The organism is Streptomyces sp. NPDC057271 (assembly GCF_042668715.1).
GTDB lineage: Bacteria > Actinomycetota > Actinomycetes > Streptomycetales > Streptomycetaceae > Streptomyces.
The window spans coordinates 173,900-200,336 of sequence record NZ_JBHUYJ010000001.1 but is presented as its reverse complement, the minus strand read 5'-3'; the positions used below and the strand labels follow the sequence as shown (position 1 = coordinate 200,336).

The 26,437-nt window shown below is 73.2% G+C and carries 21 protein-coding genes and 3 pseudogenes; 13 read left to right on the top strand and 11 right to left on the bottom strand.

Going from position 1 to position 26,437, the window contains the following annotated elements; all coding sequences use genetic code 11:
* Window positions 1-21 precede the first annotated feature (21 nt).
* Window positions 22-1,491, bottom strand: a pseudogene (locus tag ACFUJR_RS00850) (aminotransferase class I/II-fold pyridoxal phosphate-dependent enzyme).
* A 237-nt stretch (window positions 1,492-1,728) separates the two neighbouring features.
* Between ACFUJR_RS00850 and ACFUJR_RS00845 the strand changes: the two are divergent.
* Both ACFUJR_RS00845 and ACFUJR_RS00840 read left to right on the top strand, forming a co-directional pair.
* Window positions 1,729-2,121 carry a hypothetical protein gene (locus ACFUJR_RS00845; RefSeq protein ID WP_383176515.1) on the top strand — a complete coding sequence of 131 codons (393 nt, stop codon included), beginning with the start codon at window positions 1,729-1,731 and terminating at the stop codon, window positions 2,119-2,121.
* Window positions 2,122-2,193: 72 nt separating this feature from the next.
* Window positions 2,194-2,412 (top strand): annotated as a pseudogene (locus tag ACFUJR_RS00840) (hypothetical protein); the annotation flags it as partial.
* 101 nt (window positions 2,413-2,513) lie between these two features.
* On the opposite strand, the gene ACFUJR_RS00835 reads toward ACFUJR_RS00840, so the two are convergent.
* Window positions 2,514-4,238 (bottom strand): acyl-CoA dehydrogenase family protein, encoded by a 1,725-nt coding sequence (locus tag ACFUJR_RS00835; protein WP_383176512.1) that lies wholly within the window; start codon window positions 4,236-4,238, stop codon window positions 2,514-2,516.
* Window positions 4,239-4,303: 65 nt separating this feature from the next.
* Entirely contained in the window at window positions 4,304-4,942 is a 639-nt protein-coding gene (locus tag ACFUJR_RS00830) for a PadR family transcriptional regulator (protein WP_383176509.1), read from the bottom strand.
* 338 nt (window positions 4,943-5,280) lie between these two features.
* Between ACFUJR_RS00830 and ACFUJR_RS00825 the strand changes: the two genes are divergently transcribed.
* Window positions 5,281-6,465, top strand: coding sequence for a serine hydrolase domain-containing protein (locus ACFUJR_RS00825; RefSeq protein ID WP_383175311.1), 1,185 nt, complete (start codon window positions 5,281-5,283; stop codon window positions 6,463-6,465).
* A 653-nt stretch (window positions 6,466-7,118) separates the two neighbouring features.
* Window positions 7,119-8,036, top strand: coding sequence for a S1 family peptidase (locus tag ACFUJR_RS00820; RefSeq protein ID WP_383175308.1), 918 nt, complete (start codon window positions 7,119-7,121; stop codon window positions 8,034-8,036).
* Between the two features lie 213 nt (window positions 8,037-8,249).
* Here ACFUJR_RS00820 and ACFUJR_RS00815 read toward each other — a convergent pair whose 3' ends face one another.
* The gene (locus tag ACFUJR_RS00815) at window positions 8,250-8,693 is read right to left on the bottom strand and encodes a hypothetical protein (protein ID WP_383175305.1); all 444 of its coding nucleotides are present in this window, start codon (window positions 8,691-8,693) and stop codon (window positions 8,250-8,252) included.
* Window positions 8,694-8,866: 173 nt separating this feature from the next.
* Between ACFUJR_RS00815 and sigJ the strand changes: the two genes are divergently transcribed.
* From sigJ to ACFUJR_RS00780, 7 genes and pseudogenes are all read left to right on the top strand, one after another.
* Window positions 8,867-9,802 carry an RNA polymerase sigma factor SigJ gene (gene sigJ / locus ACFUJR_RS00810; protein ID WP_383175302.1) on the top strand — a complete coding sequence of 312 codons (936 nt, stop codon included), beginning with the start codon at window positions 8,867-8,869 and terminating at the stop codon, window positions 9,800-9,802.
* Between the two features lie 145 nt (window positions 9,803-9,947).
* On the top strand, window positions 9,948-10,670 hold the full coding sequence (locus ACFUJR_RS00805) for a DUF2470 domain-containing protein (protein WP_383175299.1): 723 nt from the start codon (window positions 9,948-9,950) through the stop codon (window positions 10,668-10,670).
* Window positions 10,671-10,798: 128 nt separating this feature from the next.
* Window positions 10,799-11,467, top strand: coding sequence for an isochorismatase family protein (locus ACFUJR_RS00800; RefSeq protein ID WP_383175296.1), 669 nt, complete (start codon window positions 10,799-10,801; stop codon window positions 11,465-11,467).
* Window positions 11,468-11,543: 76 nt separating this feature from the next.
* Entirely contained in the window at window positions 11,544-12,581 is a 1,038-nt protein-coding gene (gene argC / locus ACFUJR_RS00795; protein ID WP_383175293.1) for an N-acetyl-gamma-glutamyl-phosphate reductase, read from the top strand.
* Complete coding sequence (gene argJ / locus ACFUJR_RS00790; protein WP_383175290.1) at window positions 12,578-13,729, top strand: bifunctional glutamate N-acetyltransferase/amino-acid acetyltransferase ArgJ; 1,152 nt, start codon at window positions 12,578-12,580, stop codon at window positions 13,727-13,729. The genes argC and argJ overlap by 4 nt, the downstream gene beginning before the upstream one ends.
* A gap of 89 nt (window positions 13,730-13,818) precedes the next feature.
* A complete protein-coding gene (argB, locus tag ACFUJR_RS00785; protein ID WP_383175320.1) occupies window positions 13,819-14,712 on the top strand; it encodes an acetylglutamate kinase in 894 nt (297 codons plus the stop codon).
* A pseudogene (locus tag ACFUJR_RS00780) lies at window positions 14,709-15,889 on the top strand (acetylornithine transaminase); the annotation flags it as partial. The gene argB and the pseudogene ACFUJR_RS00780, both read left to right, overlap by 4 nt.
* A 90-nt stretch (window positions 15,890-15,979) precedes the next feature.
* Here ACFUJR_RS00780 and ACFUJR_RS00775 read toward each other — a convergent pair.
* The 7 genes from ACFUJR_RS00775 to ACFUJR_RS00745 all read right to left on the bottom strand — a co-directional run bounded on the left by ACFUJR_RS00775 (window position 15,980) and on the right by ACFUJR_RS00745 (window position 22,208).
* Complete coding sequence (locus tag ACFUJR_RS00775) at window positions 15,980-16,513, bottom strand: GNAT family N-acetyltransferase (protein ID WP_383175287.1); 534 nt, start codon at window positions 16,511-16,513, stop codon at window positions 15,980-15,982.
* 89 nt (window positions 16,514-16,602) lie between these two features.
* Complete coding sequence (locus tag ACFUJR_RS00770) at window positions 16,603-17,349, bottom strand: 4'-phosphopantetheinyl transferase family protein (protein WP_383175284.1); 747 nt, start codon at window positions 17,347-17,349, stop codon at window positions 16,603-16,605.
* The gene (locus ACFUJR_RS00765) at window positions 17,343-17,570 is read right to left on the bottom strand and encodes a hypothetical protein (protein WP_383175281.1); all 228 of its coding nucleotides are present in this window, start codon (window positions 17,568-17,570) and stop codon (window positions 17,343-17,345) included. Before ACFUJR_RS00765 ends, ACFUJR_RS00770 begins: the two co-directional genes overlap by 7 nt.
* Entirely contained in the window at window positions 17,567-19,147 is a 1,581-nt protein-coding gene (locus tag ACFUJR_RS00760; RefSeq protein WP_383175317.1) for an amidohydrolase, read from the bottom strand. The genes ACFUJR_RS00765 and ACFUJR_RS00760 overlap by 4 nt, the downstream gene beginning before the upstream one ends.
* Window positions 19,148-19,162: 15 nt before the next feature.
* A complete protein-coding gene (locus ACFUJR_RS00755; protein WP_383175278.1) occupies window positions 19,163-20,032 on the bottom strand; it encodes an ABC transporter ATP-binding protein in 870 nt (289 codons plus the stop codon).
* Window positions 20,029-21,105 carry a FecCD family ABC transporter permease gene (locus tag ACFUJR_RS00750; protein ID WP_383175275.1) on the bottom strand — a complete coding sequence of 359 codons (1,077 nt, stop codon included), beginning with the start codon at window positions 21,103-21,105 and terminating at the stop codon, window positions 20,029-20,031. The genes ACFUJR_RS00755 and ACFUJR_RS00750 overlap by 4 nt, the downstream gene beginning before the upstream one ends.
* Window positions 21,106-21,131: 26 nt before the next feature.
* On the bottom strand, window positions 21,132-22,208 hold the full coding sequence (locus ACFUJR_RS00745; RefSeq protein ID WP_383175272.1) for a FecCD family ABC transporter permease: 1,077 nt from the start codon (window positions 22,206-22,208) through the stop codon (window positions 21,132-21,134).
* A gap of 260 nt (window positions 22,209-22,468) precedes the next feature.
* On the opposite strand from ACFUJR_RS00745, the gene ACFUJR_RS00740 reads away from it, so the two are divergent.
* Entirely contained in the window at window positions 22,469-24,166 is a 1,698-nt protein-coding gene (locus tag ACFUJR_RS00740; RefSeq protein WP_383175269.1) for an ABC transporter ATP-binding protein, read from the top strand.
* Window positions 24,163-25,998, top strand: a complete 1,836-nt coding sequence (locus tag ACFUJR_RS00735) for an ABC transporter ATP-binding protein (protein ID WP_383450166.1) — start codon at window positions 24,163-24,165, stop codon at window positions 25,996-25,998. Before ACFUJR_RS00740 ends, ACFUJR_RS00735 begins: the two co-directional genes overlap by 4 nt.
* Window positions 25,999-26,437 lie beyond the last annotated feature (439 nt).

The window sequence follows — 26,437 nt, the reverse complement described above, 5'->3', positions numbered from 1 at the left end:
ACGGCGTACGCCGTCACCGCCTCACGCGCCCTCGCTCAGGGCCCGGACGCTGGTGACGGCGGTGTCGACCGCGTCGGGCACGACCATGCCGGCGTCGACTCCGGACCTCAGATGGCGCAGCACGGCCTTGTCGAGCCGCTCCCCCGGCGACGCGGCGGGGATTCCGGGCGGATAGGGCGTGAGCATCTCGGCGGCGATCCGCCCCTCCGCCTTCTCCCAGGGCACCTGCTCGGTCGGCCCGAAGAAGGCGTCCCGGGGCAGTGCCGCCTGCTCCAGCCGGAGACCGGCCGGCGACGGGACGTCGACGGGCTGCCCCGTACGGAGCTGTGGGGCATGGACGGCCAGGTCGGTCAGCCCGGCCAGCAGGGCGTCTGTCGTCTCCGTGTCGTCGGCGTGGGTGAGCTGGGCGCTGATGCGCCGGTGTTCGGACACGTGGAGGTTGATCCGATGGTGCCGGCGCAGCCAGTCGGCGGCCCGGTAGCCGGTGACCTGCCACGCGCCGATGTCGACAAAGACCTGGAGGGGGTCCGTGTCCGCCGCCCTGCCGGGCCCGCAGAAGTGCTCGCGCCCCTGCAGCCGGACGCCGTCGATGCCCGCGATCCGGTCGCGGACGTCCGCGGCCAGTGCGAGGGCGTCGTCGTAGAGGGCCTTCCCGTGTTCGACCATCTGGCGGCGCCAGCCGTCCAGCGTCGCGTACACGAGCACGGAGGGGCTGGTCGTCCCCAGCAGGTCTTCCCGGCTCCTGAGCACCTCGGGCCTGACCAGGTCGCCCTGGAGATGGAACACCGAACTCTGCTCCAGGCCGGAGCCCATCTTGTGGACGGAGGTGACGCACACGTCGGCGCCCGCGTCCATGGCCCAGGTCGGCAGTTCGGGGTGGAACGGCAGGTGCGCCCCCCATGCCTCGTCGACGACGAGGGGCTTGCCGTGGTGGTGGCAGACCTCCGCGATGGCACCGAGGTCGGAGCAGGTGCCGTACGGGGTCGGCGTGGTCACCAGCGCGCCGCGGGCGTCGGGGTGCTCGGCGAAGGCCGCGGCGAAGGCTTCGGCCGACGGTGGATGGGCCAGATGGCGCTCGGGGTCCCATTGCGGGTCCACCCAGACGGGTCGGATGCCGGGGAGGATCAGGCCCGATACGACGGACTTGTGGGCGTCCCGGCCCACGAGCAGTTCCTCGTGCGGCCCGGCGACGGACAGCATGGCCGACTTCACGGACAGGGAGCTTCCTCAGGTGGAGAAGGACGCGTGGTCGGCCCCGACGGCGTCGGCCATGAGCTACTGCGCCTCCTCCAGGACGCCCTGTGAGGAGGTACGGTCGTCCAGGCCGCTGATGGCGAGCACGTCCGACCGGAAGACGGCGTCGCCGAGCACCGGGCGCACCCGCGGGTCGGCTCCCCGGCCCTGCTTGTGCCCGGGCGGCGTGAACGGTGTCTGACCGCTCTCGTGGTAGGCCGCCAGGGCATCGAGTACGGGCGTCTTCGACTGGTCCATGTCTCGGCGCCTGCCCCTCATGGCCGGGCGAAAACGGACAGCGCCTCGGTGCGGGCGGGCGCGGGGAGGACACCTCCCGCCCAGTGGACCGAGATGCCCGCGCCGCACGGGGCTCCAGCGGAAGGCACGACCGCCGTGAGCGCCCGGGTGGGAACGTGCCTACGCTGGAAGAGGTTCTCCTCCCGAGGGAGAGGCGGGGGCCACGAGCACGACGCCGGAGAGGCGGCGAACAGAACCATGGGCAAGCAGCCGGATCCATCCCATCCGCGGCACGGGGAAGGCCCCGGTCGGCACAAGGGGAAAGAGCAGCACGGCTGGTCTCCCGACGTCGACGAGAGCCGCCGGCAGGACAATCCGAGCGCCCACCGGTCCTTCCACCCCGACGAGCACGCTCCGGAGAAGGGGCCGGGCCGCAAGGTGTCGAAGGAGGAGGCGGGCGAGCCGCACGGCAAGCACGTGAAGAGCACGAGCCGCCGCGGAGAAGAGCAGAGCACGCGGGAAGGCGGCGAGGACGGCCTGCACGACACCGGCCCCAAGGGCCGCTCGCGGCGCCCCAGCGGGACTCGGGACGCGTCCGCCGTGACAGGTGTGGACCCACAGGATCCGCCCGGCGACGCCAAGGCGCGCTGACGCCCGCCCGCGTCAGCTCAAGGCGCTCCGCCGCCGCAGGAGAGGCGTGGAACGCCGGGACGGAACCCGCCCGTGCCCTACCGTCCCCAGCATGGAACCCCTGAGGGTGCGCGTGGTGCCCGGCGTCTCGGCCGGCGGCCACGAGAGGTCGCGGGTACCCGGACGGCCACGGTGGTGGGACGGCATTGCGAGGCGGGCGACATCCTCGCAGCGGAGGTGGAGCTGCCCGGTGACATCCGCCCCGGCGACATCCGCCCCGGCCGCCTGCTCGCCGTACCGCCGGCGGGCGCGCGTACCCCCTGCCCCCTTCACGTCCGCCGGATGCGGGCGTGGAGGGGGCAGGGGCCGGTCGGCAGGGCGGGCGGCCCGGTGCCGGGAGCGCGGGCGGTGGGCTACTCGGCCATCTCGTACGCGCCCGAGAGCGCCTCGACGCGCCGCCAGACGCGGTCCGAGCGCGACTCGTCGACGACGGGGCGGCGGACGGCCCCCAGCGACCATGCCTGCTGCTGCTCGGTCGCGGAGTCCTTGCCGTGCAGCTCGACGGCGTGCGCGGAGAAGTCCCGTACGAGGACGGCGAACAGCTCGTCCAGCACGTCCTCGTCGAGGTCCGTGAGGCGCGCCTGCTCCAGGACCAGCTGGCCGTGGACGACGAGCGCGAACAGCTGGCCGACCGCGAGGAGCAGGTCGAGGTCGCGGCTCTGCGCCTCGTCGGGAGCGGCGGTGGTGACGAACTCGCAGAGGGCGTCCGCCTGTTCGCGGAAGCGGCCGACGTTGGGCAGGTGCGCGTACGTGTCGTACGCCGGTCGCCAGTCGTGGAAGCGCACGGAACCCAGACCGCGGGCCGGGCCCTGGCGGAAGAGGAACGTGTCGTCGGCGTCGTCCAGTCGGGTCGGGACGGGCTCGTACGCAGCCGGGTCCAGGAGGTGGTTCCGCATGAACTTGAGGATGAGCGCCAGGTTGACGTGGACGGTGCCCTCCAGCTTCGGGAGGCCCCGGATCTCGACGGCCGCCTGGGCGAAGTAGTTGTCCTTCTCGAAGCCCTTGGCGGCGATGACGTCCCACATGAGGTCGATGACCTTCTCGCCCTCGGTGGTCACCTTCATCTTCGTCATCGGGTTGAAGAGGAGGTAGCGGCGGTCGTCGGGGCCGGCGGAGCGGAAGTAGTCGACCGCGCGGTCGCTGAAGAGCTTCATGCCGACGAGACGGACGTAGGCGTCGGTCAGCTCGCGGCGCACGTGCGGGAACGCGGTGACGGGACGGCCGTAGAGGATGCGGTTCTGCGCGTGGGTGACGGCCTCGTACATCGCGTGCTCGCAGATGCCGATCGAGGCGGTGCACAGGTTGAACTTGCCGACGTTGACCGTGTTGAGCGCGGCGTCGAAGGCGGCGCGGCCGGTGTGCAGGACGTCCTCGGCGGCGACGGGGTAGTCCTCCAGGCGGAACTCGCTGACGAACTTCGAGGAGTCGACGACGTTCTTCACCAGGTGGTAGGCGGGGTGACGGCTGTCGGCGGCGAAGAAGACGTAGCCGTCGGGGCCTTCGACGTCCGTACGGCGGCCGAAGACGGAGACGAGCCCGGCGGCGTTGCCGTTGCCGATGTAGTACTTGGATCCGCCGGCCCGGAAGCCGCCCGCGCCGTCGGGCTCCAGGAGCATGTCGGTGGAGTAGATGTCGGCGCCGTGGGTCTTCTCGGACAGGCCGAAGGCGAACACCTCGCCCTGGGAGAGGAGTTCGGCTGCGCGGGCGCGGGCGGCGGCGTTGTCGCTCTGCCAGACCGGGCCGAGGCCGAGGATCGTGACCTGCCAGGCGTACCAGTAGTCGAGCCCGTAGAAACCGAGGATCTCGTTGAGGGCGGCGATACGGGCGGTGTCCCAGCGCTTGTCCGGTTGCCCCTCGGCAGCCTCGTCGGACGGCGTCAGGAAGGTCTCGAAGAGGCCCTCCTTGGCGGAGAAGGCGAGGAAGTCCCCCAGCCAGGCCCGGGTGCGGTAGTCCTCGATGAGCTTGCGCTTGCCGCGCTGCTCGAACCAGTCGACGGTGGCGCGCAGCAGCCGACGGGTCTCGGGATCGAAGTGTGCCGGGTCGTAGGTGTGCGGGTTGAAGAGCAGCGAGTCGGCCATGGGCTCCGTCTTTCGGTCCGATGAGGGTGCGGTGGGCAGGGTGGCGCGGGTGGTCGCGGAGGGAGTCAGCGCGCGGAACCGAGCCGGTGGAGGGTGGCGAGAACGTCGTCGAGCCAGGCGAGCGTCATCCGTTCGTACGCGATGCCTCCGCGCAGCACGACGTGCTGGAGCTCTCTCCCGGCGTCGAGCGGGCCGTCGGACGCGCCGTCGACCGAACCGTCGGACGCGTCGCCGGACATGCTGCCTGTCGCGCCGTCGGCGGCACCGGGCGCACCAGGCGCGTCGGGTCCGGTGAAGTCGCGCTCCTCGCCCGCGAGGTAGCGGGCGAGGCGCTCGGTGTGCGCCTGGCGGTGCCGCTCGACCTCGCCGATCAGCGCGGCGGGGTCGTCGAAGGCAGCGCCCCTGATCTTCACCGCCAGGTCGTGCCGGATGCTCTCGGGCTCGATGGGCTCGTGCAGCCAGGTGGCCAGGGCGTTCCGTCCGAGGGCCGCGACGGAGTACTCCTTCTTGTCCGGCCGGCCCTGCTGCGGCACGTCCTGGACGTCGACCCAGCCCTCGCTCTCCATCCGCTTGAGCACGCGGTAGATCTGCTGGTGACTGGCGGTCCAGAAGTACCCGATGGACCGCTCGAAGCGCCGGGCCAGCTCGTAGCCTGAACCAGGCTTCTCCAGCAGGGACACAAGAATCGCGTGTTCGATCGCCACACCGGAATCCTTCTATGCAACTCGTTGCATAGGCAAGCGCGGCCGCCGGGGTGAGACGCGGCTCACCCCGGCGGAGGTCCAGGCGCCGGCTCCTGCCGCGCCCGGCAGGGCCCCGCGCGGCGTGGTTGCGCGGCGCGAGGCGGGAGTGGGGGCGCAGACCGCTCGATCCCGCCGGTTCGCGCACCGTCCCGGTCGCGGGCAACGCGCCGCCCCCGAGCGGGCGACGGGGCTCGACCGAGCAGGCGAACGGCCGGGGCGGCACCCGAGTTCACTCCCTTCCCACCGATCCGACCAGTCGGTATGTTGCTCGCAATCGCCGAGGCACCCTGGAGGACGTCATGCCCGCGCCCGATCCGCTCCGCTCACCGGCCCCCGCGATCGAGGGTCACTGCGATCCCCGTTTCGCCGCCGTACGGGAGACCTTCGAGGCCAACTTCCGCACGAGGGACGAACTCGGCGCCGCGGTGGCGGTCCGGCTCCACGGCGAGACCGTGGTCGATCTGTGGGGCGGCTGGGCGGACCCCGCCCGCACGCGCCCCTGGAAACGCGACACCGTGGTCAACGTCTGGTCCACGACCAAGGGCGTGACCGCGCTCTGTGCCCATCTGCTCGCGGACCGCGGGCTGCTCGACCTGGACGCGCCGGTCGCCTCGTACTGGCCCGAGTTCGCCGCGGCGGGCAAGGAGGCCCTCCCCGTACGCCACCTCCTCTCCCACCGCGCGGGGCTGTCCGGTCTGCGCGAGCCGCTCAGCCTCGCGGAGTTCTACGACTGGGAGTTGACGACCGCCCGCCTCGCCGCGACGGCGCCGTGGTGGGAGCCCGGCACCCGTTCCGGATACCACGCGATGACGTACGGCTTCCTGGTCGGCGAGGTGATCCGGCGGGTCACCGGCGAGTTGCCGGGCACCTTCCTCCGCCGGGAGATCACCGGACCGCTCGGCATCGACTTCACCATCGGCCTGCCGGAGAAGGACGCGGACCGGGCGGCCGAGCTCGTGCACCCACGGACCTCCTCGGCGAGTGAACAGGCCGCGGTGTTCGCCCAGTTGGACCCCGCCGCACAAGCCGCGCTGGCCAACCCGCTCGTCGGCGCCGGCCATGCCAACAGCCCCGAGTGGCGCGCCGCGGAGCTGCCTGCGGCCAACGGTCACGGGACGGCCCGGGCTGTCGCGGAGCTGTACGGCGTCTTCGCCGGGCGCGGCCTTGCGGGCGAGCACCGGATCCTCTCCGGACCGGCCGCCGAACGGGCCCGCGAGGGGCAGGGGTCCTGCCGCGACCTGGTGCTCGGCGCGGGCTTCGCCCACGACACGGAGTGCGCCCTCGGTCTGTGGCTGAGCGGCCCCAACGGCTCGTACGGGCCCAACCCGCGGGCCTTCGGACACGACGGCTTCGGCGGCTCCTGCGGCCTCGCGGACCCGGAGTCGGGCGTCTCCCTGGGGTACGTGATGAACCGCATGGGCCCCGCCATCGCGGACGACCCGCGCAAGATGGCTCTGGTGGCCGCCGTCTACGAGGCGCTCTGACGGCAAGACGCGGAAACCGGACACCCCGCCGGCGGGACGGAACGAACGATTGCGGCATTGAGGGGCGCCGGACACCTGTACCACTCGACACCCACCGACCCCGGAAGCACCGTCTCACCGCCGCCCGCCCGCGCCGTTCCCGCCCCGGCGCCACCTCGGCCCGCGGCCGGATCTGTGCGGCCGCTACCGCTCCCCGCGTACGACCGAGGGCCCGCCCGCCGGTGCGCCGCCGCAGGGTGGACGCCGGGCACGGAACGAGCGCGCCCCGGTGGGTGAGCAGGAGAAACGGTGCGACACCTTCCGCTTCCAGGACGCACCCGTGAGACATCGACCCGACCCGACATGAACGAACCTGAAAGGACGTCAGCAAACTGCTGCAAGCGTGTGCACCCACCGGATCCCCCGGGCCGGCCACGGCGACCACCGCGCCCGCACAGCCGGCCCGTCCGGGCTCCGGACCACCTGAACGCGCGTAGATCGGCCGAAAGGCGTTCTTGCCGCCGAGCCCTTCGGATTCGAGGATTCCCCTTGTCGAGTTTGACAGGTCCATGGCGGGGTTCCCGGGGTACTCACCCGCCGCCCTGAACCTGCAGGCTCCGCGGCAAGGGTCCGCCCACCCAGCGGGTCCCCCCACTCCCCCACCGGAGGATGTAGTGAACCTCAAGCGCCTGTCCCCCCTCGGCGGCGTAGCCAAGGGCGCACGGCTGATCGCCGTGGCCTCCGCACTCCTCGCCGCCTCAGCGCTTGCCGCCCCCATGTCGTCCGCGGCGACGGTCGACGACGGCCGGGCCACCGCCGCCCAACTCGCGGTCACCGACCAGGCCGTACGCGGCGCCGACGTACCCGGCACCGCGTGGTACACGGACGCGGCGACCGGGAAGATCGTCGTCACCGCCGACTCCACCGTCTCCGCCGCCGAGATCGCCAAGATCAGGAAGGCGGCGGGCGACCGCGCCGCCGACCTGGAGATCAAGCGGACCCCGGGCACGTTCAGCAAACTCATCGCGGGCGGCCAGGCCATCTACGCGGGTGGCGGACGCTGCTCGCTCGGCTTCAACGTCCGCAGCGGCTCGACCTACTACGCCCTGACCGCCGGCCACTGCACCGACATCGCCAGCACCTGGTACACCAACTCGGCGAACACCACCGTGCTGGGCACCCGGGCCGGCTCCAGCTTCCCGACCAACGACTACGGCATCATCCGGCACTCCAACGCCTCGGCCGCCGACGGCCGGGTCTACCTCTACAACGGCAGCTACCGTGACATCACCGGCGCCGGCAACGCGTACGTGGGGCAGTCCGTGCAGCGCAGCGGCAGCACGACCGGGCTGCGCGGCGGTACGGTCACCGGCCTCAACGCCACCGTCAACTACGGCGGCGGCGACGTCGTCTACGGCATGATCCAGACGAACGTCTGCGCGGAGCCGGGGGACAGCGGCGGCGCCCTGTTCTCGGGCAGCACCGCGCTCGGGCTCACCTCGGGCGGCAGCGGCAACTGCACCAGCGGCGGGACCACGTTCTTCCAGCCGGTGACGGAGGCTCTGAACGCGTACGGCGTGAGCGTCTTCTGACACGCGTCGACGAGCCACACGGGCCGGCGGTCCCCCACGGGGGCCGCCGGCCTCGGCACGCCCGCGGAGATCACGGTGGGCACTCGCTGCGCACCACGAGGCGGACGGCGCACCGAAGTCGCCGAGACGGCCGGGTCACGGCGGAGAGGGACGGCAAGCACATGCCCCCGCCGGAGGAGAGTCGGTCCCGTCGGCCCGCGCGGGGCACCGCGATCAGTCGGCGCGGCCGGTGGAGGAGACGCGGCGTTCCGGGAGCCCGGCCCCGGAGTGCTGCCGGCACTCGCGGACGGCCTGACCGAGCGCCAGCACACTCAGCGCGGACATCAGGGTACCCAGCGGGACATGGAGCGCCGGCTTGTGGGCGATGCCCAGCACCACCTGTACGGAGGCGAGGACGAGGAAGCCGCTCGCGTACAGGATCGGGCGTGGCGACCCGCCGCCGGGCCGCCACGCCAGGACGGCGGCGAGCACGTACAGCATCGAGGCCCCGTACATCACGCGCGCCCCCACACTGTGCAGCACCTCGCCGTGGGCGGAGGACAGCAGCAGTCCGGCGGTGGCGGCCTGGAAGAAGAGGGAGAGGGTCTGCAGGGCGATCACGGTCTTCACGAAGGCCGCACCGCCCCGCCGCGTCGTCGTCACCGTGGCTGTGGTCATGTCGCCAACCCCTCTTCTGCCTTTCGGCACCTGATCGGTACTGTCTCGACAGTCCGACGACGTGGCCTCGCGAAATGTGAGGTGTGGCGTCGGCCACACGGCTCGGCGCCGGCCCCCGTCAAAGGGGGCGGGGACGGAGTCGGCGGAGCAGCGCGCGAAGGAGCGGCACGAGCATGAGCATCACCCCGACGGAGCCGGAGCCGAGCGCGGTCGTCGGCGAGCGGCGCCAGTTGATCAACCTGGCCTACCGGCTGCTCGGTTCGGTCGCCGAGGCCGAGGACGCCGTGCAGGAGACGTACGCCCGCTGGTACGCGATGTCGCGAGGGCAGCAGGAGGCCGTCGATTCGCCCGGCGCCTGGCTGACGACCGTGGCCGGCCGCGTCTGCCTGGACATGCTCGGTTCCGCACGGGCACGACGTGAGCGGTACGTCGGCGCGTGGATACCCGAGCCGGTGCCCGACCGTACGGAGTGGATCGGCGGGCAGACGGGTGCCGGGCGGGCCGAACCGGCGGACCCCGCCGACCGGATCACCCTGGACGAGTCGGTGAGCATGGCCTTTCTCGTCGTGCTGGAGTCGATGACCCCCGCCCAACGCGTGGCGTTCGTCCTGCACGACGTCTTCCGCTATCCGTTCGCGGAGGTCGCCTCGATCGTCGACCGGACTCCCGCGGCCTGTCGGCAGCTGGCGTCGTCGGCCCGGCGGCGCGTTCGTGCCGCGCAGGCCCCGGCGGCCGCTACGGCCGGACAGGCCGGACTCGTGCGGCACTTCAAGAAGGCCTGGGAGGCGAGGGACATCGGAGCGCTCGTCGGCCTCCTCGATCCCGAGGCCACGATGACCGCCGACGGCGGCGGACTGGTCGGCGCCGCACTCCGACCGGTCGAGGGCGCCGGGCACATCGCCCGGTACCTGCTCCACATCGCCGACAAGGCGCCTGGTCTGACGCTCCTGGAACGGACGGTCAACGGCCGGCCCGGCCTGGTCGCCCAACACGCGGGCGTGACCGTGACCGTGGCCGCGTTCGACGTCACCGAGGCGCGCGTCACCCGCATCTGGGCGGTCCGCAATCCGGAGAAGCTCCGGTCGTGGCGCGCCGACGGAGAGGGCTGATCCGGCCAGGTCGCGACGGATCGCCGGACACGCACGGGGCTGGACACCACCCTCAAGGCAACTTAGGTTAGCCTTACCTTAGCCCGAGTCGAGGATCGTTCTCACCGGACGCGCCCCGACATCCGCCCTCCCGCGAGGAGTTCCGTTGAACGCCGCCACCGACACCGTCCCGCACGAGCAGGCCGCGGCGGAGCTGGTCCGCTCCGTGCTGACCCGGGCGGTCTCCCTGTCCCTCACCACGGACGCGCAGTGCTACGACCTCATCGGCATGCACTCGATCGACCGCGACGGACGGATCACCCTCACCGCCCAGCCGGAGAGCCCCCTGGAGGCCCAGGTCGCCTCCGCCCCACGCGGCAGCCTCGCCGCCCTCCTGGAGTTCACCGACATCGCGCCGACACCCCTGCGCGACCGGGTCCGGGCCAGGGTGACGCTCTCGGGCCGGCTGACCCCGGCCGGCACGGAGGGCGAGGACGGGCTCCGCCTCGACCTGGCGCGCGTCACCCTGCGAACCCCGGCCGGCACCCAGGACGTCGACCTCGACCGGTTCACGCTCGCGCAGCCCGACCCGCTCGCCGTACAGGAGGCCGCGATGCTCACGCATCTCGCCGACGCCCACGAGGACATGGTCGCGGACCTGATCGTCCTCGCCGGCGCGCGCCTCCCCTTCGGGATGGTCCGGGCCCTCCCGCTCGCCGTCGACCGGCACGGCATCACCCTGCGCTGCGAGTACCGCGAAGGCCACTGCGACCTCCGCCTGCGGTTCCCCGTCGAGGCGCGGGACGCGGCCGAGGCCGGGGAGCAGGTCCGGCGGCTCCTGACGACCCCCTCCTGCACGCACCACCGGCGCTCCTCCAGCAGGCCGTGACGCCAACTCGGCCCATCTGAAGCTCAGTTGCCCCACCCTCCCACATGAACTTAGGTTAGGCTAAGCTAAACCACACGCGAGGGGTGGTTGCGCTGACACGCGCACGCCATCCGGGGGGAGGAACCACCATGGGCCTGCCGACCGTCGGCCCCTACCCCCTGCCCGACCCCGCGGCCCTCCCCCGGTCCTGTGCCTCCTGGTCCGTCGACCCCGGCCGCGCGGCCCTCCTGGTCCACGACATGCAGAACCACTTCGTGGAGGTGTTCCCGGCCGGACAGAGCCCGGTCGTGGAACTCGTCGAGAACATCGCGGCCCTGCGCGAACTCGCCGGGGCCCTCGGCATGCCCGTCGTCTTCAGCGCCGAGCCGGCCGCCCAGCGGCCCGGCCAGCGCGGGCTCGTCGCCGACATCTGGGGTCCCGGCATCGGCGACGAGCCCGACGCGGCGGCGATCATCGCGCCGCTCGCTCCCCGCGCGGGCGAGCATCTGCTCCCCAACGTGCGCCAGAACGCCTTCCTCCGCAGCCATCTCGGGAGGCTGCTGCGTTCGGAGGGCCGCGACCAGCTCATCGTCTGCGGGGTGTACGCCCATCTCGGCGTCCTGCTGACCGCCGCGGACGCCTTCATGAACGACATCCAGCCCTTCGTCGTCGCCGACGCCGTGGCGGACTTCTCTCCCGAGGAACACGCCATGGCGCTGCGCTGGGCGGCCCGCAGCGGTGTCGTCCGCACGACCGAGGCCATGCTCCGCGACCTCCTGCTCAACAGGGTTCCACCAGCCGTTCACCGGGACGCGTGACCAGGTCCCCCTGACGGCGACCTGCGGCGCCGACTCTGTCACCGCAGCCCCACACGCACAGGGAGAGACGAAGAAGATGACCGTACGGGTCGCCGTGGCCGGTGCCAGCGGCTACGCGGGAGGAGAGATCCTCCGCCTGCTGGACGCCCATCCCGAAGTGGAGATCGGCGCGCTCACCGCACACAGCAGCGCGGGCCGCCCGCTCTCGTCCGTGCAGCCGCAGCTGTCCGCGTTCGCCGAGCGGGTGCTCGACGAGACCTCGGCGGAGTCCCTGCGCGGGCACGACGCGGTCTTCCTGGCCCTGCCGCACGGAGAGTCGGCCGCCCTGGCGCGGCAGCTCTCTCCCGAGACGGTGATCGTGGACTGCGGAGCGGACTTCCGGCTCCGCGACCCCGCTGCCTGGGAGCGGTTCTACGGCTCCGCCCACGCCGGCACCTGGCCCTATGGACTGCCGGAACTCCCCAATGTGCGCGAGGAGTTGAAGGGTGCCACCCAGATCGCCGTGCCCGGCTGCTACCCCACGGCGGTCACGCTGGCGCTGTTCCCCGCCTACGCGGCCCGCCTGGTGGAGCCGGAGGCGGTCGTCGTCGCGGCCAGCGGCACGTCGGGCGCCGGACGCGCGCTCCGGCCGCATCTGCTCGGCGCGGAGGTGATGGGCTCCATGAGTCCGTACGGAGTGGGCGGCGGCCACCGCCACACCCCCGAGCTGACGCAGAACCTCTCCCTGGTGGCCGGCGAGCATGTCACCGTCTCCTTCACCCCGACGCTGGCCCCGATGCCCCGGGGCATCCTCGCCACCAGCTCGGCCCGCCTCCGCCCCGACGCGGCCGCCGCGCCGAAGGACGTGGTGCGCGCGGTCTACGAGGCCGCGTACGCCGACGAGCCCTTCGTCCGCCTGCTGCCGCCCGGACAGTGGCCCTCGACCGCGGCCGTCCTCGGCTCCAACTCCGCCCAGGTGCAGATCGCCGTGGACCCGGACGCGGGCCGGCTGATCTGTGTGAGCGCCATCGACAACCTGGTGAAGGGCACCGCGGGCACCGCGGTGCAGTGCATGAATCTCGCCCTCGGCCTGCCGGAGTGGCTGGGCCTGCCCACGAATGGAGTGGCTCCGTGAGTGTGACCGCCGCCCGTGGATTCCTCGCGAGCGGCGTGGCCGCCGGCATCAAGGAGTCCGGTGATCGCGATCTCGCCCTCGTGGTGAACCGAGGGCCGTCACGCGCCGCCGCCGGCGTCTTCACCTCCAACCGCGTACAGGCCGCGCCCGTACGCTGGTCCCGCCGAGCCCTGGCCGGCGGCCGTCTCACGGCCGTCGTCCTCAACTCCGGTGGAGCCAACGCCTGTACGGGTCAGGCGGGCGCGGTCGACGCGCTGCTGACGGCCGAACGCGCCGCACGGGCCCTGGACGTGGACCCGCACGAGGTGGCGGTGTGCTCCACCGGTCTCATCGGCGTCCGGCTGCCGATGGAGCGGGTCACGGCCGGCATCGACACCGCCGTGGACCGGCTCACGGACGGAGGCGGGGAGGACGCGGCCCGCGCCATCAAGACCACGGACTCGGTGCACAAGACCGCCGTGGTGTCCGGGGAGGGCTGGACGGTGGGCGGCATGGCCAAGGGAGCGGGCATGCTCGCGCCCGGTCTCGCCACCATGCTGGTCGTCCTGACGACGGACGCCGACCTCGGCGCGGACGTGCTCGACCCGGCACCGCGCCGGGCGGTGCGCACCACCTTCGACCGGGTGGACTCCGACGGCTGCATGTCCACCAACGACACCGTGCTGCTGCTCGCCTCGGGCGCCTCGGAGGTCACCCCCGACCCCGCGGACTTCGCCGAGGCACTCCACGCGGTCTGCCTCGATCTGGCCAGGCAGCTGGTGGCGGACGCCGAGGGGGCGACCAAAGAGGTCGAGGTGACGGTCGTCGGCGCCGCCTCGGAGGAGGACGCCGTCGAGGTCGGGCGGTCCGTGGCACGGAACAGCCTCCTCAAGTGCGCGCTGCACGGGGAGGACCCGAACTGGGGCCGCGTGCTGTCCGCGATCGGTACCACGTCGGCGGCCTTCGACCCCGACCGGCTGGACGTGGCGATCAACGACGTCTGGGTGTGCCGGAACGGCGCGGCGGGCGAGGCCAGGGACAAGGTCGACCTGTCGGGCCGCCGGATCACGATCACGGTGGATCTGAGCGCCGGGGACTCCTCCGCGGTGATCTGGACCAACGACCTCACCGCCGAGTACGTCCACGAGAACAGCGCGTACAGCTCATGAAGGGGCAGGGGACCACACGGATGAGATCTCTCTCCCCCGAGCGCGTCGACACGACCGCCGGCCGGACGGCCGGCCCGGACGCCGCCGGGATGCCCTGGCTCGAGGAACTCCAGGGCCGCACGGTGGTCGTCAAGTTCGGCGGCAACGCCATGGTGGACCCGGCGCTCCACCGGACGTTCGCCCAGGACGTCGTGGAGCTGTGGCACGCGGGGCTGCGCCCCGTCGTCGTGCACGGCGGCGGGCCGCAGATCAGCGCGATGCTCGACCGTCTCGACCTGGAGACCCGCTTCGAGGCGGGTTTACGCGTCACGACGCCGGAGGCGATGGAGGTGGTCCGCATGGTGCTGACGGGTCAGGTCCAGCGGGACCTCGTCGGCGCCCTCAACGCCCACGGGCCGTTCGCGGTGGGCATGTCGGGCGAGGACGCGCACACCATGACGGCGGTGCGACGGCCGGCATGGGTGGACGGACGCCCGGTGGACATCGGCCTCGTGGGTGAGGTCGTCGCGGTGGATCCCGGAACCGTACGCACGCTGCTCGACGAGGGCCGTATCCCCGTGGTGTCACCGGTCGCACGGGGCGCTGACGGGGAGGTCTACAACGTCAACGCCGATCTCGCGGCGTCGGCGCTGGCCGTCGCGCTCGGTGCCGAGCGGCTGGTGGTGCTGACCGATGTCGAGGGTCTCTACGCGGACTGGCCGCACAGCACGGAGGTGATCTCCCGGCTCACGGCCGCCGAACTGGGCGCCCTGCTGCCGCGCCTCACGAGCGGGATGCTCCCCAAGATGGAGGGCTGCCTGCGAGCGGTCCGCGAGGGAGTCCGTCGGGCCCATGTCCTGGACGGCAGGGTGCCGCACGCCCTGCTGCGCGGAGTCTTCGCCGAGGAGGGACCGGGTACGACGATCGTCCCCGACCAGACCACCGGGACCGAGGAGTCCCCGGAGTCCGGGGAGACCCGGGTGGCCGAGGAGGCCCGCGCATGACCGCCGCCGACGGCGCCGTACCCCTCGCGCACCGCTGGCGCGCGGTCATGATGGACACCTACGGCACGCCGCCGCCGGCGCTCGTCCGGGGTGAGGGCAGCACCGTCTGGGACGAGTCGGGCCGCGCGTACACGGACTTCACCGGCGGGATCGCGGTCACCACGCTCGGCCACGCGCACCCCGCCGTCGTCTCCGCCGTCACGGCCCAGATCGGCCGGCTGGCACACGTGTCGAACCTGTTCGTCTCCGAGCCGCCGGTGGCGCTGGCCGAGCGGCTGCTCGCGCTGCTGGGCCGGCGGGAGCGCGGCCGGGTGTTCTTCGCCAACTCCGGTACGGAGGCGGTCGAGGCCGCCTTCAAGATCGCTCGGCGGACGGGGCGCCCTCATCTCGTCGCCGCGCAGGGCGGATTCCACGGGCGCACGCTGGGGGCGCTGGCTCTCACCGGCCAGCCGGCGAAGCGGGCCCCCTTCCTGCCGCTGCCCGGCGATGTGACGCACCGTTCGGGGACGTCGAGGCGCTGCGCGCCGTGGTGACGGAGGACACCGCGGCGGTCGTGCTCGAACCGGTCCAGGGCGAGGCGGGTGTCGTCCCGGCGCCTGAGGGGTATCTGCGGGCCGCCCGCGAGATCACCCGGGCGACCGGGAGCCTGCTCGTCCTCGACGAGGTGCAGACGGGGATCGGCCGCACCGGCCGCTGGTTCGCGCACCAGGCGGGCGCGGGGGTGGACCCGGACGTGATCACCCTCGCCAAGGGGCTCGGCGGAGGGCTTCCGATCGGCGCGACCGTGGCATTCGGCCCGGGCGCCGAGCTGCTGGAGCCCGGACACCACGGCTCCACGTTCGGCGGCAACCCCGTGGCGTGCGCGGCCGGTCTGGCCGTTCTGGACGCCATCGAGACCGAGGGACTGCTCGCCCACGTCGTACGGGTGGGTGAGCGGCTGCGCCGCGGCATCGAGACGGCGCATCCCCGGGTCGCCGAGGTGCGGGGCGCGGGCCTCCTCCTGGGCGTCGTTCTCACCGATCCGGTCGCCGCGTCCGTCGGACGGGCGGCACAGGACGCCGGGTTCCTGGTCAACGCGGCGGGTCCGGGCATCGTACGCCTCGCTCCGGCCCTGACGATGACGGAGCATCAGGTCGACCGGCTGGTGAAGGCGTTCCCGTCGATTCTCGACGCCGCCTGACGCACACCACGCGGTCCACACCCGAAGGGCGGACCTCGGAACCCTTCCGGTTCCGGAGCCTGCCCTTCGCGCCGGCCGCTCGGGAGATCAGACGGCGCGGGCCAGGATCCGGGCGTTGCGGCGGGGGTCGAGGGACCGGGTCCAGGCCGTCGGGGCGAGCTCCGCGCGGGCCGGCGCGAAGCCGTGGCGGAGAAAGAGACGGCCGCCGCCGGTCGTGGCCGTGAACAGGCTCCGCAGGGAGTCGTTCCGGGCCCGCGCGAGAGCCGCGTTCAGCAGTCGGGCTCCCATACCGCAGCCCTGCGCCCGGTCGGCGACGCAGAAGTTGTAGAGGACACCAGCGGCGGGCCGTCCGGCCGTCGCGGCGGCCGGGTGGGCACGGAGTCCGATGCAGCCGTCGAGCGTTCCGCCGGGGGCCTCCGCGACGAGGAAGTCGGCGGCCTGGTCGGTGTACAGGGAGAGCGGGCGTTCGCGGAGCGCTCCGGAGCGGACGAAGGGCCGGGAGAGTGCGGCGAGCGCCGCGGCGTCCTCGGGCCGTGCGGGCCGCAGGGACAACGCGGGGAGGCCGGGAGCGGCGAGTACGCGAGGCGACAGCGTGGCCTGGCGTGGCGGGGCCGTGGTCAAGGCTTTCCTTCCTCGGTTCCACCGTGCGCGAAGGGGCGGTGGGGGTCGCCGCCCACTCGATGGAACCATCGAACTAAGGTTAGCCTTAGCTAAGTTGACAGCCAAGTCGACTCGGCCGGAGCCGGCCCGCCCACCTGCCGGACCGCGCACGCCGCCGCGTATCCGGGAGGCACCGGCACGTCGCTCACCGACCAGCCGGGAACAGTGGCCGGCGCGACCCCCGCCCCCACGTGGGTGACGGAGGGATCCTCGCCGAGGCCGATGCCGACACCCTTGAGGTACGCCTCCTTACGGGCCCAGCAGCGCCCCGTGGCAACGGCGCGGGCCGACTCCGGCAGCTCCGCCAGCTCCGCCCGCTCGACCCGGTGGAGCATCTCGGCCACCTCGGCGGCCACCTCCGGGGCGGGCACCGCCTCGACGTCGACACCCACCGCCGTGTCCGAGAAGCCCAACAGGACGACGTCACCGGAGTGGGAGAGCGAGAAGTGGAGCGGCACGGCCCGCGGGGCCGGGGCCACGGCCGGGCGGCCGTGCGGACCACCGCACCCGGGGCAGGCCTCGCGGACGTAGCGCACCTGGGCCGGATCTGTTTCCAGGTACGCGCCGAGCAGCTGCCGCAGAGCGACATGGGCGACGCGGTAGCGGGCGCGGTCGGCGGCCCGCACGAAGCCCTGGAGACGGGTCCGCTCGCCCTCGTCGAGCAGCTCGCGCAGCTCGTCCGCCCGCGGCTCGTACGCGCCCACGGGCACGATCCACAGCCGCGGCCCCTGCCCGGACCGCCAGGGCCCCGGCAGCGGGTCCTTCCCCAGGTGGGCCGGGGTCGTCCCGGTCAGCACGGCCGGCCCGGGTAGTCGTGACTCTCGGGCGCCCCGGCCTCGCGCATACGGCGGACGACCTCCACCAGAGCGGCGTCGTCCACGTCGACCGGGATGTTCAACTCCCGGTCGAACACGAGGACTTCACCCTCACGGACGTGCCGGACGACCCAGCGGGGCGGGACCGCCGGGGCCTGCCACAGGTCGGAGTGGACTGCCAGGGCGTCGGTCCGCCTGCTCACGGCTTCCGTCCCTCCGTCGCCTCACGCCCGTCCACGAAGGTCGCGACGACCTCGATGTCGCCGATCCGCGAGGAGTCGACGCGGTGCGGGTCGTCGCCGAGGACGACGAGGTCGGCGCGCTTGCCGGGGCTGAGCGTGCCGGCGCTGTCCTCCCAACGGCAGGCGTAGGCACCGGCGACAGTGTAGGCGCGCAGCGCCTCGTCGACCGTGATCGCCTCGTCGGGGCCGATGAGCCGCCCCGAGACCGAGGCGCGTTCGACCATGAACTGGATGGCCCGCAGGGGTGATCCGTCGGTGACGGGCCGGTCGGAGCTGCCGACGAGCCTCACCCCGTGGTCGAGGAAGCCCCGACCGCGGTACATCCAGGGCGCGCGCTCGGGGCCCATGACCGTCGCGTAGTCGTCGCCGAAGTAGCGCAGGAAGTTGGGCTGGACGACGGCGCTGAGCCCGAGCCGCGCGAAGCGCGCGAGCTGGTCGGGCCTGATGAGCCCGGCGTGCTCGATGCGATGGCGCGCGTCGGTCCGGGGTCGCAGCTCCTGGGCCCGTTCGATGGCGTCCAGGGCGAGGTCGGCGGCCCGGTCGCCGATGGCGTGGACGGCGAGCTGCCATCCGGCGAGATGGCCGTCGACGATGAGGGAGGTGAGGCGGTCGGGATCGTCCTGGAGCCGGCCGGTGTGGTCCATGCCCTCGTACGGGGCGGTCAGCGCGGCCGTACGGGCCATCATGCCGCCGTCGGTGTAGATCTTCAGGGCGCCGACGGACAGCCAGTCGTCGCCGAACCCGGTGCGCAGGCCGAGGTCGAGCGCGCGCGGGATGCCGTCTCGCTCGTGCGCCCCCTGCGGCCGCAGCGTGTCGCCGCCCGGCATGAGCTGGACCCTGAGCGGCAGACGGCCCTGGTCGCGCAGGAGTTGGTAGGCGCCGAGCTCGACCGGGCTGTGGCCGAGCAGGCCGCCGCCGATCCCGGCCTCGGCGCAGGCGGTGACGCCTTCGGCGAGGCACTCGCGTGCCGCGTACTCGATGGCGTCGGCGAGCTCCTCCTGCGCGTACGGCAGGCGCAGTCGGCGCACCGCGCCCATCGCGCTCTCCACGAGGACCCCGTCGTCGTGCGGGACCTCCGGCGGGAGCAGGTCGAGTACGGCGCTGTTGACGACGCAGGCGTGGCCGGAGTCGTGCATCACGAAGATCCGGTGGCCCCAGCTGACCCGGTCGAGTTCCTCGGCCGTCAGGTGCCGCCCGAGGGTCCGCTGGTCGTACCCGCCGATGGTGACCCACGCGCCGGGCGCGTTCGTGCGGGAGGTGGCCTCCGCCACGACGTCGAGGACGTCCTCGACGCGGTCGAGGCCCGCGATGCTCGGGGAGCTCGCCCTGAGGCCGGTCCAGGACAGGTGGACGTGGTTGTCGATGAAGCCGGGCAGGACGGTGGCGCCCTGGAGGTCGACGACCTCACGGGCCGGCAGGGAGGTCACGGCCTCGTCCAGGCCCACGATCCTGCCCTGCCAGATACCCAGGTCGTGGGCGACGGGGTGGTCGGGATCCATGGTGAGGATGCGCGCGTTCGTCAGCCTCGTGCAGAGCATCATGCGCAGTCCGTCCTAGGCGGTCTCGGCGAGTACGGCGTCGTCGGCCGCGTCCGGTGCGGGGGCCTCGGGGCCGAACCGCCGGGGCGCGGCCGGGATCATCAGCGGGGTCCCGGTCTCCGGGTCGTCGATGATCCGGCAGGGCAGGCCGAACACGTCCTCCACGAGATCGGCGGTCATGACGGTGGCGGGGTCCCCCTCGGCGGCGATGGTTCCGCCCGGTCGCATGACGATGAGGTGCGTCGCGTAGCGGCAGGCCTGGTTGAGGTCGTGCAGGACCGCCACGACGGTGTGGCCCTTGCGGGCGTGCAGCTCGGCGCAGAGGTCGAGCACCTCGACCTGGTGGGCGATGTCGAGGAAGGTGGTCGGCTCGTCGAGCAGCAGGATGGACGTCTGCTGTGCCAGCACCATGGAGAGCCAGACGCGCTGCCGCTGGCCGCCGGAGAGGTCGTCCACGGGACGGTCGGCGAGCTCCAGCACACCGGTCTGCCGCATCGCCTCGACGACGGCCGTCTCGTCCTCGGCGGACCACTGCTTCAGGAGCCGCTGGTGCGGGTAGCGTCCACGTGCCACCAGGTCGCCGACCGTGATGCCGCCGGGAGCGCCGGAGGTCTGCGGGAGCAGACCGAGCCGCCGGGCCACCTCGCGGGAGCGGTACGAGGCGATGGCCGCGCCGTCGAGGTAGACCTGCCCGGCCTTGGGCCTGAGCATCCGCGCGAGCGCCGTGAGCAGCGTCGACTTGCCGCAGGCGTTCGGCCCGACGATGACCGTGAAGGAGCGGTCGGGGATGTCGACACTCAGGGACGAGGCGACGGTCCGCTGGTCGTAGGAGAGCGTCAGCTCCTCGGCACGGAGCCGGGGCTGCGGGACGTCGGTTCCAGTCATGCGCGGCTCTTTCGCGACTCGGTGATCAGCAGCCAGATGAGGTAGAGCCCGCCGATGGCTCCGGTCGCCGTGCCGACCGGGAGGAGCGCGGGCGCGAAGACCCGTTGCACGACGAGGTCGCTCACGGCGAGCAGGAGGGCGCCCATCAGGGCGGACGACAGCAGCGAGGGCGCGCAGGACCCGGTGAGTCTGCGGACGACCTGCGGCGCGGCCAGGGCGATGAACCAGATGGGGCCGGTGACGGCGGTGGCGAACGCGGCGAGGGCGACGCCGATGACGAGGAGGATCGTGCGGGTCCGCGCCACGTTGACGCCGAGGGCCGTCGCCGTGATGTCGCCCATCTCGACCATGGCGAGCCGGCGGGAGAGCAGGAGGGCCGGCGGCAGCAGGACGGCGAGGGCGATGCCGATGGCGCCGGCGTGCGTCCAGAGCCGGTTCCCCAGGCTGCCGATCAGCCATGCCTGGGCCTCCTGGGCCTCCTGGAAGGTGGCCCGGGTGATCAGGTACGAGTTGGCGGCGAGCAGCAGTGCGCTGACGCCGATGCCGATGACGATCAGGCGGAAGCCCTGCAGCCCGCGGCCGATCATCAGGAGATGGACGGCGAGTGCCGTGGTGAGGCCGCCGACGAGCGCGCCGAACGCGATCTGGGTCATGCCCCCGTGCAGCAGGATGATGACGACGAGCGCGCCCACGGCCGAGCCGTTGGTGAAGCCGATGATGTCCGGGCTGCCGAGGGAGTTGCGGGTGAGGCTCTGCAGGATCGCCCCGCTCACGGCGAGGGCCGCGCCGACGAAGACCGCGGTCAGGAGGCGCGGCATGCGCAGCGTGTTGACCACGAAGTCGGCGGCGCCGGAGCCGTTTCCGGTCAGGGCCCCGACGACCTCGCCGACGGTGAGCGGGAAGTCGCCGGTGGTCAGGGTGATGCCCATGACGACGACCAGCAGGGCGGCCAGCAGGGCGGTGACGGCGACGGTACGGCCCCGGACGCGGAGCGAGACACCGCCCGCGCGGACGACGCGGCCGCTGATGACCTGGGGGGTGCGGGGGACGTGGTTCTTCGTGGACCCGGGCACGGAGCCTGTCGACTCCCCTACGGCGCTCACAGCATGACCAGCTTTCGACGACGGCACAGCGCGATGAACAAGGGGGCCCCGATGAAGGCGGTGACGACGCCGACCTGCACCTCGCCCGGCGCGCCGAGCACCCGGCCGATGACGTCCGAGCCGATGAGCAGGACCGGGGCGAGCAGCATCGAGTACGCGAACACCCAGCGCTGGTCGGCCCCCACGATGAACCGGGCGATGTGCGGGACGGCCAGGCCGACGAAGCTGATCGGCCCGGCGGCCGCGGTGGCCGCCCCGCAGAGCAGCATCACGGCGACCGCGGCGAGCACGCGGGTACGGCCGACGTGGACGCCGAGGGCACGGCCCATCTGGTCGCCCATGGCCAGGGCGTTCAGGGACGGGGCCAGTAGGAAGGCGACGACCAGCCCGACGACGACGAACGGCAGGACGAGCAGGACGATGTCGTGGTACCGGCCCGCGAGGGACCCCACGGTCCAGAAGCGGAACTGGTCGAACGCCTCCGGGTCGAAGAGCAGGACGGCCCAGTTGAAGGCGTACAGCACGGCGGTGACCGCCGCTCCCGCGACGACGAGCCGGTCGGGGGTGGCGAGTCTCCGTCCGGACGAGCCGAGGAGGTAGACGCCCACCGACGCGACGGCGGCGCCGGCGAGGGCGAACCACAGGTAGCCGAGCGGCGCGGCGACGCCGAGGAAGGCGATGGCCACGACGACGCCGGCCGAGGCGCCGAGGTTCACGCCGAGCAGTCCGGGGTCGGCGAGCGGATTGCGGGTCAGCGCCTGCATCAGGGCCCCGGAGAGTCCGAGGGCCACTCCGACGAGCACTCCGAGGAGCGTCCGCGGGATCCGGTAGTCGTGCACGATGGTGGCGGCTTCCGAGCCGTCGGGTGCCCAGAGGAGGTCCCAGGTCGCGGCGAACGGGATGCCGCGGGTGCCCACCCAGACACTGAGCAGCGAGACGAGGACCAGTGCGCCGAGCGACACGAGGAGTCCAAGACTCCGCAGGGCCACCGTGGCCGGACGCGCCGTGGGCGCGACCGGACCGGCGGGGCCCGCGCTCTCGGTTCCGGGCGCCGCCCGGGTTTCGACGGACAACGACCACTCCCCTGGCGCGGAATCGAGCGCCCCGCGAGCGGCGCGAAGCGTGGAACACGGTGGTGCGGCGAGCGACATGACACACCGCCGATCGAACTTAGGTGAGCCTAACCGTACAGCCGTGAAGCGGTCAACGTGGCTGCGCGGCATGCCATTTCAGCCACTCACGCCGGCACCGGGAGAGCCCGCGGGCACCCTTGGCAGCAGCGGTGTTTAAGGTAGCCTTACCTAACAATCCAGCTCTTCTGTGGAGGCGTCACATGCCCGCTGGAGGACCAACGGGAGGCTTCGTCCTCCGCAGAGCACTCGTCGATCAGCGGCGCCGTGTCACCGGAGCCTCGCTCCTCGGCATGGCGCATCAGGTGTGCGAGGCTCTCGTCCCGGTCGTCATCGGTCTCGTCATCGACGAGGCGGTGGCGACCGGTTCCTCCGGCGCCCTGCTGCGGTGGCTGCTGGTGCTCGCCGGCCTCTTCCTCGTGCTCTCCACCTGCTACCGGAACTCGGCGCGGCTCGCCGAGGGCGCGGGCGAGTCGGCCGCGCACCGCGTCCGGCAGGACCTCGCCGCCCGGGTGCTCGACTCACGGGGCGGCGCCGACAGCGGGCGGCTGCCCGGAGCGCTGACCGCCGTCGCGACCGGGGACGCCAAGCGCGTCGGCTCGGTCGCCGCCGCGCTCCCGTACACCCTGTCCGCCGTCGCCGGACTGGCGATCAGCGCGGTCGCGCTGCTCCGCATCTCCGTACCCCTCGGCCTGCTGGTCCTCCTCGGCGTCCCGCCGATGCTCTGGCTCGGCCACGTCATCAGCCGCCCGCTCGAGCGGCGCAGCGAGGCGGAGCAGGAGCACGCCGCCCACGCCTCCGGGGTCGCCGCCGACCTGGTCGCCGGCCTGCGCGTGCTGAAGGGCATCGGGGCCGAGGCGGCGGCGGTCTCCCGGTACCGGGAGACGAGCCGCAGCTCGCTGGCCTCGGCGCTGCGCGCCGCGACGAGCCGTGCCTGGCACGACGGCGCGATCCTCGCCCTGACGGGCATCTTCATCGCGGCCATCGGACTCGTCGGCGCGCATCTCGCCATGAGCGGCAGCATCACCGTGGGCGAGCTGGTGGCGGCCGTCGGCCTCGCCCAGTACCTCCTCGGCCCCTTCCAGCTCCTCACCTACGTCAACGGCGAGTTCGCCCAGGGCCGTGCCTCCGCCGAACGGATCGCCGAGGTGCTCGCCTCGCCGCCCGCCGTCCCCGCGGGCACGGCCCCCCTGCCCGACCCCGTCGCCGGGCGGCTGCGGCTGCGGGGGGTCACCCAGGGCGCGCTGCGCGGGGTCGACCTCGACATCGCGCCCGGCAGCCTCGTCGGTGTGGTCGCCCGTGACGCGGCCGCCGCGAACGACCTGCTGCTCTGCCTGGGCCGCGAACTCGACCCCGCCGAAGGGAGCGTCGAGCTCGACGGCGTACCGCTGAGCGACCTCGGTCCGGACGACGCCCGCCGCGCGATCCTGGTCGCGCACCACGACGCCGACCTGTTCGAGGACAGCCTGCTCGCCAACGTGCGCGCCGGGGCGGAGCTCGACGGCGCGGATCCGGGTCCGGCACTCGCCGCCTCGGCGGCCGACGACGTGGCGCAGGCCCTGCCCGACGGCGTGGACACCGTCCTCACCGAGCGCGGCAAGTCACTCTCCGGCGGTCAGCGCCAGCGCGTCGCGCTCGCCAGGGCGCTCGCCGCCGACCCCCCGGTCCTCGTCGTCCACGACCCGACCACGGCCGTCGACACCGTCACCGAGGCCCGCATCGCCGGCCGGCTGCGGGACCTCCGCCGCGGCCGCACCACGGTCCTGGTCACCACGAGCCCCGCGCTGCTCGCCGGGACCGACGTGGTGGTCATGCTCGACGACGGCCGCGTGGCCGCCGAGGGCAGCCATCCGCAGCTGGTCTCCGACCACGAGACGTACCGCTCGGCGGTGCTGGCATGACGACCGCCCAGGGCCGAGACCCGCAGGACGAAGGACGGACGATGAGCGGACCCGGCACACCCGAACGTGAGCTGCTGCCCACCGCGAGCGGCGCCCGGACCCTCGCCGTCGTCCGGGAGCTGGTGCGCCGTCACCGGCTCCTCGCGACGGGTGCGGTGACCGTCCTCGTCGTCGGCACGGCCGTCGGGCTGCTGACCGCGCCGCTGCTCGGCCGGATCGTGGACCTCGTCGTGGGCAGGAGCGGCGCGTCCGCGCTGACCGTACCGATGCTGCTGCTCCTCGGGGTCGCCGTCGCCCGCGGCGTCGCGACCGCGATCGGCAAGTCGCTCGTGGCCAGGCTCGGCGAGACGGTCCTCGCGGACCTGCGGGAACGGTTCATCGCGCGGGCTCTGCGGCTGCCGCTCGAACGGGTCGAGCGGGCCGGTTCGGGCGACCTCACCTCGCGGGTGACGGGCGACGTGACCCTGATCGCGCGAGCGGTACGGCAGGCCCTTCCCGAGTTCGCCGGTGCCTTCCTCACGATCGTGCTGACCCTCGTGGGTCTCACCGTCCTCGACTGGCGCTTCCTGCTCGCCGTGCTGATCGCCGTCCCGGTCCACGTCCTCACCGTGCGCTGGTACATCCCGCGCGCCGCGAGCATCTACGGCGAGCACCGGGTGGCGACCGGCGCGCTGCAGCACCAGTTGCTCGACAGCATCGGCGGCGTCCGCACGGTACGGGCGTTCCGTCTCAACGGCCGGCACGCCGAGCTCCTCGAGCAGCGGTCGCAGACCGCGGTGGACCTGGCGGCGCGCGGTATGCGCCTGGTCTCGGGCTTCTTCTCGCGCCTCAACATCGCCGAGTTCATCGGTATGACGTCGATCCTCGTCACCGGGTTCCTCCTGGTCGACAACGGCTCGGTGAGCATCGGTACGGCGACGGCGGCGGCGCTGTACTTCCACGGTCTGTTCAACCCGATCAACGCCGCGCTCTTCCTCATCGACGACGCCCAGTCCGCCGGCGCGAGCCTCGCCCGCCTCGTCGGCGTGTCGAGCCTCCCTGCCGAACGGGAGACCGACGAGCGGGCCGCCGTGCCGGTGGACGGCTCGGTCAAGGTGACGAACCTCGGCCACGCGTACGTGGACGGCCACCCGGTGCTCACCTCGGTGGACCTGGAGGTCCGGGACGGCGAGCGGGTGGCCCTCGTCGGCGCCAGCGGCGCGGGCAAGACCACGCTGGCGAAGCTGATCGCGGGCGTGCACGACCCGTCGACCGGCGCCATCTCCCTGGGTGGCGTGGACTCCCGGGAGCTGGGCCCGGCCGGCGTCCGGCGGGCGGTCACCCTGATCAGCCAGGAGGTCCACGTCTTCGCCGGACCGCTCTCCGAGGACCTGCGGCTGGCTCGCCCCGAGGCCACGGACGACGAGCTGCGCGCCGCGCTGGACCGTGTCGGCGCCCTGGAGTGGGTCGACGCGCTGCCCGAGGGGCCGGCCACGGTCGTGGGCGAGGGCGGCCACCGCCTCACGGTGACCCAGGCCCAGCACCTGGCCCTGGCCCGGCTGGTCCTCACCGACCCGCCCGTCGCGATCCTCGACGAGGCGACCGCCGACGCCGGGAGCGCGGGCGCCCGCGTCCTCGAGACGGCCGCGCTGCGCGCCCTGGAGGGCCGTACGGGCCTGATGGTGGCCCACCGCCTCCCCCAGGCGGCGACCGCCGACCGCGTCGTCGTCCTGGACCAGGGCCGCGTCGTGGAGACCGGCACGCACGAGGAACTCGTCGCGGCGGGGGGCCGGTACGCCGAGCTGTGGTCGGCGTGGTCCGACAGCCGCCGCGAACCGGCGGTGCCTGCGTAACGCTGCCGCGCACGACGAAAAAGGCTCCCGCCCCGGCTTCCGGGGCGGGAGCCTTTTTCGTCGCCACCGGGGGCGGCGCGGGCACCAGCGGGCGCCGCTCCGGGTCGTGGCACGGGCCGGCCCGTACCCGTAAGGCACGGGCGTCGCCGGGTCCCGTGACCAGGCAGGGCCAGTCGTACGCGCCCGTACCGCGCAACGCGAGCGTCGGTCGCGCCCCTGGCCACGGCCGGTGGCGCGCCCCTCTGTCGGCTCCGAGGGAAGCCCGGCTGGGAGCCGTGACAGGAGCGCCCCGGAGACCGCGGCCGGGGCCGGAGCGGTCGGCGTGCGCTCGCGTCCGGGCCGGCCCCGCCCCAGGGGGCTCAGGCTCCCCCGAGCGCTTGGCTCGACCGCGCACACGGACGCCGCCGCCCGTGGAGACCCTCCACGGGCGGCGGCGTTC

Coding starts and splice junctions, on each gene's coding strand:
- ACFUJR_RS00845 (WP_383176515.1), top strand. CDS start 1,729: ATGGGCAAGCAGCCGGATCCATCCCATCCGCGGCACGGGGAAGGCCCC.
- ACFUJR_RS00835 (WP_383176512.1), bottom strand. CDS start 4,238: ATGGCCGACTCGCTGCTCTTCAACCCGCACACCTACGACCCGGCACAC.
- ACFUJR_RS00825 (WP_383175311.1), top strand. CDS start 5,281: ATGCCCGCGCCCGATCCGCTCCGCTCACCGGCCCCCGCGATCGAGGGT.
- ACFUJR_RS00815 (WP_383175305.1), bottom strand. CDS start 8,693: ATGACCACAGCCACGGTGACGACGACGCGGCGGGGCGGTGCGGCCTTC.
- sigJ (WP_383175302.1), top strand. CDS start 8,867: ATGAGCATCACCCCGACGGAGCCGGAGCCGAGCGCGGTCGTCGGCGAG.
- ACFUJR_RS00800 (WP_383175296.1), top strand. CDS start 10,799: ATGGGCCTGCCGACCGTCGGCCCCTACCCCCTGCCCGACCCCGCGGCC.
- argC (WP_383175293.1), top strand. CDS start 11,544: ATGACCGTACGGGTCGCCGTGGCCGGTGCCAGCGGCTACGCGGGAGGA.
- argB (WP_383175320.1), top strand. CDS start 13,819: ATGCCCTGGCTCGAGGAACTCCAGGGCCGCACGGTGGTCGTCAAGTTC.
- ACFUJR_RS00760 (WP_383175317.1), bottom strand. CDS start 19,147: ATGCTCTGCACGAGGCTGACGAACGCGCGCATCCTCACCATGGATCCC.
- ACFUJR_RS00755 (WP_383175278.1), bottom strand. CDS start 20,032: ATGACTGGAACCGACGTCCCGCAGCCCCGGCTCCGTGCCGAGGAGCTG.
- ACFUJR_RS00740 (WP_383175269.1), top strand. CDS start 22,469: ATGCCCGCTGGAGGACCAACGGGAGGCTTCGTCCTCCGCAGAGCACTC.
- ACFUJR_RS00735 (WP_383450166.1), top strand. CDS start 24,163: ATGACGACCGCCCAGGGCCGAGACCCGCAGGACGAAGGACGGACGATG.